Origin of the sequence: Amycolatopsis sp. SID8362, assembly GCF_010550475.1 — a bacterium.
GTDB lineage: Bacteria > Actinomycetota > Actinomycetes > Mycobacteriales > Pseudonocardiaceae > Amycolatopsis > Amycolatopsis eburnea.
The window spans coordinates 1-11474 of sequence record NZ_JAAGNB010001011.1; the positions used below are offsets into that span (position 1 = coordinate 1).

At 71.9% G+C, this 11474-nt stretch carries 9 protein-coding genes; 5 read left to right on the forward strand and 4 right to left on the reverse strand.

What is annotated here, in order from left to right; all coding sequences use genetic code 11:
* On the reverse strand, positions 1-2069 hold a 2069-nt coding region (locus tag G3I65_RS31730), incomplete at its 3' end, for a nitrate- and nitrite sensing domain-containing protein (protein ID WP_309235830.1).
* A 186-nt stretch (positions 2070-2255) separates the two neighbouring features.
* Here G3I65_RS31730 and G3I65_RS31735 point away from each other — a divergent pair.
* Together G3I65_RS31735 and G3I65_RS31740 are read left to right on the forward strand one after the other, a co-directional pair.
* On the forward strand, positions 2256-3221 hold the full coding sequence (locus G3I65_RS31735) for an ABC transporter substrate-binding protein (protein WP_160699367.1): 966 nt from the start codon (positions 2256-2258) through the stop codon (positions 3219-3221).
* 203 nt (positions 3222-3424) lie between these two features.
* Positions 3425-4810, forward strand: a complete 1386-nt coding sequence (locus G3I65_RS31740; RefSeq protein ID WP_160699368.1) for an FAD-dependent monooxygenase — start codon at positions 3425-3427, stop codon at positions 4808-4810.
* Here the strand turns inward: G3I65_RS31740 and G3I65_RS31745 are convergent.
* The gene (locus G3I65_RS31745) at positions 4807-5427 is read right to left on the reverse strand and encodes a hypothetical protein (protein WP_160699369.1); all 621 of its coding nucleotides are present in this window, start codon (positions 5425-5427) and stop codon (positions 4807-4809) included. The two genes, G3I65_RS31740 and G3I65_RS31745, sit on opposite strands and share 4 nt — an antisense overlap.
* A 75-nt stretch (positions 5428-5502) precedes the next feature.
* On the opposite strand from G3I65_RS31745, the gene G3I65_RS31750 reads away from it, so the two are divergent.
* Positions 5503-7149 (forward strand): DNA repair helicase XPB, encoded by a 1647-nt coding sequence (locus G3I65_RS31750; protein WP_160699370.1) that lies wholly within the window; start codon positions 5503-5505, stop codon positions 7147-7149.
* Here G3I65_RS31750 and G3I65_RS31755 read toward each other — a convergent pair.
* Positions 7146-7766, reverse strand: coding sequence for a hypothetical protein (locus tag G3I65_RS31755; protein WP_160699371.1), 621 nt, complete (start codon positions 7764-7766; stop codon positions 7146-7148). The genes G3I65_RS31750 and G3I65_RS31755 overlap by 4 nt on opposite strands.
* Positions 7767-7968: 202 nt before the next feature.
* Here G3I65_RS31755 and G3I65_RS31760 point away from each other — a divergent pair, with 202 nt between their 5' ends.
* Entirely contained in the window at positions 7969-8730 is a 762-nt protein-coding gene (locus G3I65_RS31760; RefSeq protein WP_125308044.1) for a DUF4253 domain-containing protein, read from the forward strand.
* A gap of 329 nt (positions 8731-9059) precedes the next feature.
* Positions 9060-9893 carry a DUF72 domain-containing protein gene (locus G3I65_RS31765; protein WP_166640823.1) on the forward strand — a complete coding sequence of 278 codons (834 nt, stop codon included), beginning with the start codon at positions 9060-9062 and terminating at the stop codon, positions 9891-9893.
* Positions 9894-9991: 98 nt separating this feature from the next.
* Here the strand turns inward: G3I65_RS31765 and G3I65_RS31770 are convergent.
* Positions 9992-11474, reverse strand: a 1483-nt coding sequence (locus tag G3I65_RS31770; RefSeq protein WP_160699373.1) for a tetratricopeptide repeat protein, incomplete at its 5' end; no start/stop codon positions are given.

Consider the following 11474-nt stretch of genomic DNA (forward strand, 5'->3'; position numbering starts at 1 on the left):
GGTTCCGGCGGCGTCAGCGGGGCGAGCGGCGCCAGCAGTTCGGGCTCCGGTTGCGCGGCAGGCTCGGCGGGCGGGGGCGGCGCCGGCATCGGCGGCAGCTCGGCGATCAGCGCCGACGGCACCAGCACCGTCGCGACCAGCCCGGACTCCGCGCCCGCGCTCAGCTTGACGTCGATGTGGTGCCGGGTGGCCAGGGTCGCCACCACGAACAGCCCCATCCGGCGCGACACCTCGACGTCGACGTCCGGCGGGTGCGCGAGCCGCACGTTGGTGCGGTCGATCTCCGCCTGCGGCATGCCGGCGCCGTGGTCGACGATCTCGATCTGCCAGTCGCCGTCGTGGGTTTCGGCGCTGGACACGGTGACCGTCTCGTCGCCGGAGTAGCGGGTGGCGTTCTCCAGCAGCTCCGAAACGACGTGCACGAGGTCGTTGACGGCTTCGCCGCGCACCGCGATCTGCGGCGCCGGGCCGAGTTCGATCCGCTGGTAGTGCTCGACCTCCGAGAGCGCGGCGCCGACGATCTCGTCGGCCGAGACGGCGCCGGCGTCCTCGCGCGCGGAGTCGTGGCCGGAGAGCACCAGCAGGTTCTCGCTGTTGCGCCGCATCCGGGTGGCGAGGTGGTCGAGCTCGAACAGCCCGGCGAGGGTGTCCGGGTCCTGCTCGTCGGCCTCCATCCGGTCGAGCACCGACAGCTGCCGCTCGACGAGGTCCTGGCTCCGCTGCGAAAGGTTGACGAACATCGCGTTGACGTTCTCTCGCAGCATCGCCTGTTCGCCGGCGAGCCGGACGGCCTCGCCGTGCACCGCGTCGAACGCCCGCGCCACCTGGCCGACCTCTTCGCGGGTGAACACCGGCACGGGCGCGACCGCGAGCCGTTTCCGCAGGTTCTCCGGTGCGGGCTCGGGGTCGGTGAGCAGGTTCTGCACGGCCGCGGGCAGCCGGTGCTCCGCGACTTCGAGCGCCGTCCGGCGCAGGATCCGCAAGGGGCGCAACAGGGACCGCGCGATGACCACCGACAGCACGCCCGCGACGAGGAGGACGCCGAGCACGACGCCGCCGTCCCAGAGCGCCGCCGTGCGCGCCTGCGCCGCCAGCGCGTCGGTGCGTTCCTGCAACTGGACCAGCAGCGCCTGCTGCACCTGGTGGGTGAGGTTCACCGTGTGGGTCGCCGAGGTGTCCCACTGGTTCGGGTCGAGACCCGAGAGGTTCTGGTTGTTTTCGGTGCGGGTGAGCGCGGATTCGACCATGTCGTTGCCGATGTCGACGACGAGGCCGATCACCGTGTCGTCGAACATCCGCTGCTGGTCGGGCGTCGCGAAGGTGCGGTAGTCGTTGCGCGCGGCAGCCAGCTCGGCTTCCGCGCCGAGCAGTGCGCGCGTGCGGTCGCGGTCGAGCGTGCCCACCGCGAGCGCCTCGCCCAGCACCGCCCGCTTGACCGACATCTGGTCCTTGATGCGGGCCAGCGCGTTGCCCGCCAGCCGCAGCCGCGCGAGCTCCGGGTCGGAGACGTCGGCGGCGGCCGAGTCGCTGATGTCGAGCAGGCCGGAGATCAGCTCGCTGTAGGAGCGCAGGACGGCGTCCGCGGGGAACGCCGAGTGTTCCGCGGAAAACCGGAGGCCGCCGAGCACGCGCAGCCGGTCGTCGGTCTGCTGCAGGCTGTCCGCGGCCTTCGCGTCGAGCCGCGGCTTGCTGTCGGCGAGCGTCCGTTCGAAGGTGCCGATGGCCTGGTCGACCCGGTTGCGCTGGGCGGTGAGTTCGGCGGTGTCGCCCTGCCGGTTCTGGGCGACGAACCGGACGGTGAGGTCGCGCTCGCGCTGCAGTTCGTGGACGGCTTCGGCGACGGTGCTGTCGACGCGGCCGCGGGTGGCGAACTCGGCGAGCTGCTGCGCGTCACGCAGGTCCGAGCTGATCCGCAGGCCGACGAGCGCGATCACGGCGAGCGCCGGGATCAGCAGGACGGCGAAGAGCTTCGTGCCGAGGCGCCAGTTCCGCAACCGCCAGCGGCCACCGGCCGGACGCGGATCCGCCGCGTCGCCGCCCTTGCGGGGACGCTTGTCGCGACGGGTCACCTGGTTTCCTTTTCCGCCGCGGGCGGGAACCCGCGGATCTGACAACACTCGAACCTACTGAACGGTAGCCCGCACCGTGAAGATCCGAAAGCCGCGCTGGCGCGATCCGGCCCTGCCCGCGATCGTATGGGGCGCGGACCATACGATCCAGCACGAGAACCAGATTCTCGCGGTAGGTGAAGGTTCATGATCAGACGCGGACGGACGATTCCGCTGGTGGCGGCGCTCCTGGCGACCGCCGGGTGCAGCGTGTTCTCTTCGGGCACCCCGGCGGCCCCACCGCCACTGGAACGGAGCACCCTGCGCGTCGGTGTGGGCAACGCCATCGACACGGCCCCGCTGCGGATCGCCGTGGCGAGCGGGAAGTTCGGCGCGTCCGGGCTGAACGTCCAGCTGGTGGAACTCGGCGCCGACGACGGCCTCGCCAAGGTGGCCGCGGGCGACCTCGACGTCACCTTCGCTTCCGACATCGCGATGTTCCGCGCGGCGGCCGGCGGCTCGGCGTTGCAGCTGCAGGGCGAGGCGTACACGTCCGGCCCCAACACGATGGCGCTGGTGACCCTGCCCGGTTCCGACTACACCGTGCCGACGGCGAAGAAGTCGCCCGAGATCGCGGTCAACATGCTCGACGACATCGGCGCGCTCGTCGCGCGGTCGGTGCTGGTGACGGCGGGCGTCGACGGGGCGAAGATCAAGTTCCGGCAGGTGGCGTTCGACGGGATGCCCCAGGCGCTGCAGGCAGGCGACGCGGACGCGGCGCTGATGGTCGAGCCGTACATCACCCGCGCCGAGAAGGACCTGGGCGCGCACATCCTGGCCGACGGCGCGCGCGGTTCGACGCTCGACTTCCCGCTGTCCGGCTACGCCTCCGCCAAGCCGTTCGCGCAGGCCAACCCCCGCACGCTGGCGGCGTTCCGGACGGCACTGGGCGCGGCCCAGCAGAGCGCGACCGACCCGGCGGTGGTCCGCGACGCGCTCCCGAAGTTCTCCGACATCGACTCGACGACGGCCGCGCTCATCTCCCTCGGCTCGTACCCGGCCTCGCTCAACGGCATCCGGCTGCAGCGGGTGGCCGACCTGATGCACAACTCGGGCCTGCTCGCGAACCGCCTCGACGTCCAAGCCCTGCTGCCCGACCGGTCCGGTTATTAGCTTCCGCGCGCGGGACGTCAGCGGTGCGGCAACGACATGAACGAGTCGTTCACCTCACCAGACGACATGAATGACCCTTTCACGACATCCCGCGGCGCCGGGAAGACATCAACGACGCATGCAGGTGCCCCTCACGACCAAATAGCTGTCCTCAAACTTGCACTTGGTCTACTTTTGCACTCAGTCTACTTGAGGAGTGCGTGATGACCGACGTCCTGATCGCCGGAGCCGGCCCCACCGGGCTGGCGCTCGCCGCCGAACTCGCCATCGGCGGCGTCGAGGTGACCGTCCTCGACCGCCGCGACGGCCCCGGCCTCCCGCGGCCGGTCGGGCTCCAGCCCCGGACCGCCGAGCTGCTCGAACTCCGCGGCCTCGATCCCGCCGGCCCCGAGACCGACGGCCCCAGCGGGCACTTCGCCGGCCTCCCGGTGCCGCTGGACCACAGCGTCTGGCGGACCCGCCACCCCCGCGTGCTCAACCGCACCCAGGACGACGTCGAGGCGATGCTGGCCGAGCACGCCGTCGAGCACGGCGCGGTCGTCGAACGCGGCCACGACGTGACCGCCGTCGAGGCCGACGGCGACAGTGTCACGGTCGATGGCCGCCGGGCCCGCTGGCTGGTGGCTTGCGACGGCGCGCACAGCACCGTCCGGCGGCTGCTGGGCGTGCCGTTCCCCGGCCGCACCGAGACCTACGTCGCGACGCTGGCGCACGTCCGGCTCGCCGCGGCGTCCGCGCTCGTCCCGGCCCGCGCCACGCACTTCAGCGAGGTCACCCGGCAGGCGAACGGCTACTGGGCGATGCTCACCCCGCTCGGCGACGGCGGCCACCGGTTCGTCTTCGGCTCGGCCACGCGGCAGCCCGGCCGCGACGCGCCGGTGTCGGACGCCGAAGTGACCGAAGCACTCACGGCCCTGTACGGCGCCGAGACGCGCCTGGGCGAGCTGTACGGCGCTTCGCGGTTCAACGACGCGACGCGGCAGCTGGAGCGCTACCGGCACGGCCGGGTGCTGTTCGCCGGCGACGCCGCGCACATCCACCCGCCGCTCGGCGGGCAGGGCCTCAACCTCGGGGTGCAGGACGCGATGAACCTCGGCTGGAAGCTGGCCGCGACCGTCCGCGGCACGGCGCCGTCCGGGCTGCTGGACACCTACCACGCCGAGCGCCACCCGGCGGCCGGGCGCGTGCTGCGGCACACGGCGGCCCAGCGGGTGTTCACCGCGCCGGAGCGGAGCGAGAACGTCGAGGCGCTGCGCGAGATCGTCGTCGACCTGATGCGCACGCCGGACGGCAACCGGTACTTCAGCGGCCTGCTGTCGGGCCTCGGCCTCGGCTACCCGGGCGCGCACCGGGTCCCGGACCTCGACCTGACGACGGCGGACGGCCCGGCGCGGCTTTCGGCGTTGCTGCGGGACGGCCGCGGCCTGCTGCTCGACCTCGGCGACCACCCGGTCCCGGCCGGCTTCACCGAGCAGGTGCGCCGGGTGCGCGCGAGCACCGGCGACGCCGAGTACCGCGGCCGGCTCCTGCTGGTCCGCCCGGACGGGTACGCCGTCGACCCCGCCGAGCTGGGCCGCTGGTTCGGCTAGATGTTCTCGCCCGCCGGCGCCAGGCACACCAGGCGAATCGGCGGACCGGTGTAGACCCGGATCTCGTCGGCGTCTTCGCAGTCGGTGCGGTCGCGGGAACCGGTGAGGACCTGGACGCGTTCCGTCGCCGCCGGGTCGGCGCAGCTCACCTTGGTGACCTTGACGTCGTCGTCGATGTCGCGGAGGCAGTCACCGGTGCGGACGTTCAGGGCGAGGCAGAGCGTCCGCCCGGAGCCGGAGCCCGTCGTGGTCTTGAACCGCACGTAACCGTTGGAGGGACAGCTCGAGGACCCGCTGTAGACCCTGTCGACCTTGTAGGTCGCGCTGTCGGAGCCGCAGCCGACGCGGTGGTAGGCGGTCCGGTCGCCGCTCTCGCGCGTCAGGTACAGGCAGTCGCCGTCCGACGGCGTGCCGCTGCCGCCGAGCGAGTTGAGGCCCAGCGCGGCCAGCGAGCCGAGGGCCAGCGCCAGCACGACGCAGGCCGCGAGCGTGATCCGCACCTTCACGGTGAACCAGTGCGGGATGGCGGGCTGCCCCGGAACCGGCGCCATCGGCGGGTACTGCGCCGCGTAGTCGGGCGTCCGGAACGGGTTGTCGTCGGACGGTGGTGTGGTCAACGTGCCCTCCAGTGATCCCCTCGGCACCTCGTCCCATCGACGCCGGCCGCGAGCGAGGCACGTATAACAGTAGTTGTGACTGATGGCCCGCTGATCGTCCAGTCCGACAAGACCGTGCTCCTGGAGGTCGACCACCCCCAGGCCGACGACGCGCGGATCTCCATCGCGCCGTTCGCCGAGCTCGAACGGGCGCCGGAACACGTGCACACCTACCGGATCACGCCGCTGGCCTTGTGGAACGCGCGCGCGGCCGGCCACGACGCCGAGCAGGTCGTCGACGCGCTGACGACGTACTCGCGCTTCCCGGTGCCGCAGCCGCTGCTGATCGACGTCGTCGACGTGATGGGCCGGTTCGGCAGGCTGCAGATCGCCAACCACCCGGCGCACGGGCTGGTCATGTCGACCACCGACCGCGCGGTGCTGGCCGAGGTGATCCGGAACAAGAAGATCAGCCCGATGCTCGGGGCGCGGATCGACGACGACACCGTCGTCGTGCACCCGTCCGAACGCGGGCGGCTCAAGCAGGCGCTGCTGAAGGTCGGCTGGCCTGCCGAGGACCTCGCCGGGTACGTCGACGGCGAGGCGCACCCGATCGCGCTCGACGAAACGGACTGGCAGCTGCGCGACTACCAGCGCCAGGCCGCGGAGGCGTTCTGGGCGGGCGGCTCCGGCGTCGTCGTGCTGCCGTGCGGCGCGGGCAAGACGATGGTCGGCGCGGCGGCCATGGCGAAGGCGGCGGCGACGACGCTGATCCTGGTGACCAACACGGTCGCCGGCCGGCAGTGGAAGCGCGAGCTGATCGCGCGGACGTCGCTGACCGAGGAAGAGATCGGCGAGTACTCCGGCGAGAAGAAGGAGATCCGGCCGGTCACCATCGCGACCTACCAGGTGATCACCCGCAAGACCAAGGGCGAGTACAAGCACCTGGAGCTGTTCGACTCGCGCGACTGGGGCCTGGTCGTCTACGACGAGGTCCACCTGCTGCCCGCCCCGGTGTTCCGGATGACGGCCGACCTGCAGTCCCGGCGACGCCTCGGCCTGACCGCGACGCTGGTGCGCGAGGACGGCCGCGAGGGCGACGTCTTCTCGCTGATCGGGCCGAAGCGCTACGACGTGCCGTGGCGCGACATCGAGGCGCAGGGCTGGATCGCGCCGGCGGAGTGCACCGAAGTCCGCGTGACGCTGACCGACGCCGAACGCCTCGAGTACGCGACGGCCGAGGCCGACGAGCGCTACAAGCTGGCCTCGACGGCGCTGACCAAGACCCCCGTGATCAAGTCGATCGTGGCGAAGCACGCCGGCGAGCCGACGCTGGTGATCGGCGCGTACCTCGACCAGCTGGAGATGCTCGGCGACGAGCTCGACGCGCCGGTCATCCAGGGCGCGACCCGCAACAAGGAGCGCGAGGAGCTGTTCGACAAGTTCCGCCGCGGCGAGATCCGGACGCTCGTGGTGTCGAAGGTCGCGAACTTCTCGATCGACCTGCCCGAGGCGTCGGTGGCGATCCAGATCTCGGGCACGTTCGGCTCGCGGCAGGAGGAAGCCCAGCGCCTCGGCCGCTTGCTGCGTCCCAAGGGCGACGGCAGGCAGGCGCACTTCTATTCGATCGTCTCGCGCGACACGGTCGACACGGAGTACGCGGCGCACCGGCAGCGGTTCCTGGCGGAGCAGGGGTACGCGTACCACATCGTCGACGCCGACGACCTGCTCCGGCCGCTCTAAGCGGGCTTCTCGAGCAGCGCCTTCGCCTCGGCGGCCGCCGTGACGGCGGTGCCGCCGGTGGTCAGCTGCGCCAGGACCCGCTCGACCGCGGCGGCTTCGCGCTCGTCGCGAAGCACGCCGTCGGCCACTCCGGCCAGCTCCGCCGCCGCCCATGGCAGGTTGGAGCGCGCCTCGGCGAGCAGCGCGAGGAGCTCCACCAGCCGGCCACGCGCCTGCGGCCGTCGCACGCCCGACTGGGCCGCGCGCATCCGGTTCCACCACTCGGCCGTTCGCCGGGCTTCGTCCTCGGACTCGCACAAGCGCATCGCCCGGTCGTCCAGCGGCAGACGCAGGTCCCGGAGGACGGCGGGGCTGTAGACCCCGCGCACCCGGAAGTCCTCGAGGTGGTGGCGCCCGACGACCAGCCGGGCGAGCCGCCCCCGGCCCCGGCCGCGGTGCCGCCCGAGGACGACCACGCTTTCCCCGCCATCGCCCCACTGCGGCGGCAGCACCCACACCTTCGCTCCCGGCGCGAAGTGCTTCAGGCCGCGCTGGACGTCTTCGCCGCCTTCACCGTGCGTCGTCTCGGCGAGCACGTTCGCGACCACACACCACGCCAGGAGTTCCCCCTCGTTCACGGGAGCAGCCTAGCCCGGCCACCCCTTCGGCCCAGCGAATCGTCACAGCAGCAACTTCCGCCACTTGCTTCCCTGTCAGGCCCCTGACCTGCGGATTTTCGGATTCACTCGAACGGATGAGCGGGACAAACGCTGGAAATTGTCGGACCCTCGAACTACTGTTCGAGATGCAGTAGCCGAACACAAGTTCGAGGGGACGTCCATGACGATCGCACCGCTCCGCCCCGGTACGCCCGCGCCGCCGGTCCAGACCCTGCCACCGGGGTCGTGGCACGGCCGGCTGTGGGTGTCCGACCTGCCCTTGAGCCGGCCGGAACGCTTCCTCGGCTGCGTGGCCGAGTTCGAGCGGTCCGGGCTGTGGCCGGTGCTGATCCCGCACGACCAGCGCTTCGCGGCCAACGGCGAGGACTGGATCGACGACCGCGGCCGCCTCGCCCCGGCCGGCCACCGGGTGGCGTCCGCCGACCCGGCGGCGGCCCTGTCCCGCTGGTGGGACACCTCCTGCTGCGACGGCGCCTGCCTCCGCCCGTTCGGCGCCCGCTTCCCGGGGCTGGCGAAGCGGAGCCCCCGCAAGTCGGACCCATTGGCGGAAGCGGGCAACACGGGCTCGATCCTGGCGACCCGAGCCCCGCACCGGCTTGGCCTGGTCCAGACCGAGCGGCCGGCCGACATCCCGGCACTGCTGGGTTGGACGGGGATGATCAAGTGCACCGACCAGGTGGCCGAGCTGTCAGCGGTGCTGCGCAGCTGGGAGGACCGCTTCGGCGCGACGCTGGTGGTGCTGGGCTTCGACGCGATCGAGTTGTCGGTGTCGGCCCCGCCTCGGAACCAGGCCCGAGCGTTGACGGTGGCGGCGGAGCACCGGGCGTTCAGCTTGCCGACGTTCGCTGGGCAGCCGGGGAATCTGCGGGAGTACGCGTCGGGGTTGGTGCAGTCTCGGCATTGGAGGTTCTCCTGGGCGTAGCGGGGAAAGCGCGGGCTGGGCGGCTCGGTGGCGCGGGCGGAGCTGCAAGTCCGGCGAGCACGGCAAAGCCGCCAGGCCCCCGCCAGCGAAGCAAGCCGCCCGCTTGCCCCGGCCCCGGCCCCGGCCCCGGACACCGAACCCGACCAACCAACCACCCGACCCCAACCCACCCCGGCGGTGCGATGAGCAAACGCTTCAAAGGCCCCTTGAGACGCCCGTCCCCAAACTCAGGTCGCCTGTCCCACCCCGCGGCCCACCAGTCCGGCAGGCACCGGGTTTCGACCCGCCGCCGAACGGGAATCACCTTCCGCGGGAACGGAAAGGCGGTGATGGCGATCGCCGAAATCCGGATCGGGACGTCGGGTTGGCGCTATCCGCCCTGGCGTGGCGTTTTCTACCCGCACGGGCTCGCGCAACGGCGGGAGCTCGAATACCTCTCGCGGCAGCTGAACGCCGTCGAGATCAACGGCTCCTTCTACTCGCTCCAGCGACCCGAGCGGTACCGCGCGTGGTTCGACGAGACGCCCGCGGGCTTCCTCTTCGCCGTCAAAGGCGGCCGCTTCATCACGCACATGAAGCAGCTCCGCGACGTCGAAACCGCGCTCGCGAACTTCTACGCCTCCGGTGTCCTCGCCCTCGGCGCGAAGCTGGGCCCGTTCCTCTGGCAGCTGCCACCGCGGCTCGCGTTCGACCCCGACCGGCTCGCGAACTTCTTCGCGCTCCTGCCCCGCACCACCACCGAAGCCGCCGAGCTGGGCAAGAAGCACGACGACAAGCTCAAAGGCGATCCCTACCTCGAAAGCGGCCCCAACAGACCACTCAAGCACGCGCTCGAAGTCCGGCACCCCAGCTTCGCCCAGCCCGCGGCGACGCAGCTGCTGCGGGACCACGACATCGCGCTCGTCGTCGCCGACACCGCGGGCAAGTGGCCGTTCCTGGAAGAACAGACCGCGGACTTCAGCTACGTCCGGCTGCACGGCGACGAGGAGCTCTACGTCAGCGGCTACTCCGACCAAGCCCTGCGCACCTGGGCCGACAAGATCCGGGCCTGGCACGACGGCGGGCGGCGGGACGTGCACGTCTACTTCGACAACGACGTCAAAGTGGAGGCTCCGCGCAACGCCGAATGCCTCGCCGAGCTGCTCGGGATGCGTGGGCAGTGAGTGGACAGTGAGCGGGGTCCGGTTGACTCGTCGGGCAGGCGGACCGGCTTGCGTGCTGTCGCTGGGGGTCGGCACGCGGGCGGTCCGCCGCACGGCTTTCAGGCGCCCGCGCTGACCAGTGCCGCCAGTTTGGCCCGGACGTCGTCCGCGTCGGGGTGGCCGAGTTCCGTCAGCAGCCGGACCGACCGCACCCAGCACTCGCGGGCCAATGCCTCCTCGCCGTAGCGCGAATAGATGGTGCCCAGCTGGGCCAGGACGTCCGCGGCCTCGTACTGCTCGCCCATCTCGAAGAACATCGCGATCGAGTCGCGGATGCACGCGATGCCCTCGTCGAACCGGCCGAGGCCGATCAGGGCGAGGCCGCGGGTGTGCTGGGTGAACCGGGTGTCGACCGGGCGGCCGTCCGGGCCGACGACGGCCAGCGCCGCGTCCGCCAGGCGCAAGGCCTGCTCGTGGTCGCCCATCGACGTGCAGACGTCGCCGAGCGCGCGCAGCACGCTCGCTTCGAACTGGCCCATCCCCAGCTCGCGCACGATCTCCAGGGCCTGCTTGCCGTGTTCGTACGCCCAGGCGTACTCGTCCAGGTTGTGCGACGCCAGCGCCAGGTTGTACTGCGCCCGCGCCTCGCCCTCCCGCGAACCCAGCTCGCGCTGGATCGCCAGCACCTGCTCCAGGTAGCGCCGCGACTCCGCGTACCGCCGGGCGACGCCGTCGACGACGCCGAGACCGCTGAGGATCCCCGCCTCGCCGGGGCGGTGCCCACTGGCCCGCGCCGCTTCGAGCGCCACCGCGAACACCGAACGCCAGTCGTCGAGCCGCGAGCGCGTCACGAAGTAGCTCTGCAGCAGCCAGGCGAGCTTCCAGCAGACGTCGTCGCGGCCGAGGTGCCGCGCCAAGTGCACCGCGGCGATGAGATTTCCGGACTCTTCGACGAACCAGTCCAGGGCCTCGTGGTGGGAGCCGAAGGAGAGACCGCCGTCGAGGTCGTCGAGTTCCAGCAGCCGGTAGTAGCGCTCCGGCCGCATGCGGCGGGACGCGTCGAGGGCCGACGCCAGGTACCAGTTCAGCAGCCGGTCCAGAGCCTCGGCTCGCTGCGAAGCCGAATCGACCTGCGAAGCGACTTCGCCGGCGTAGGCCCGGATCAGGTCGTGGAACTGGTAGCGGCCCGGGCGCGGCCGGGCGAGCAGGTGCGCGGACGCCAGCGTCTCCAGGACCGCGCGGGCCGTCGTGAGGTCCAGGCCGGCGAGCGCGGCCGCCGCGGGGGCGGTGAAGTCGGCCCCGGTGGTCAGGCCGAGCAGTCGCAGCAGCCGCGCCGCCTGCGGCTCCAGTGCCTGGTAGGAGTACGAAAGCACCGAGCGGATGTTCGTCCCTTCGCCGTCGGCGAGGTCGAACGAGCCGAGCAGGTCGTCGGCCAGCGAGCCGGCGAACTCGTCGAGCGCCAGGTCGGGGAACTGGGCCGCCCGCACCGCGAGGATCCGGATGGCCAGCGGCAGCCCGCCGCAGTAGCGCACGAACCGTTCGGCCGCCGCCGGGTCGCGAGCCACCCGCTCGACGCCGATCGTGGCCGCGAGCAGCTCGACG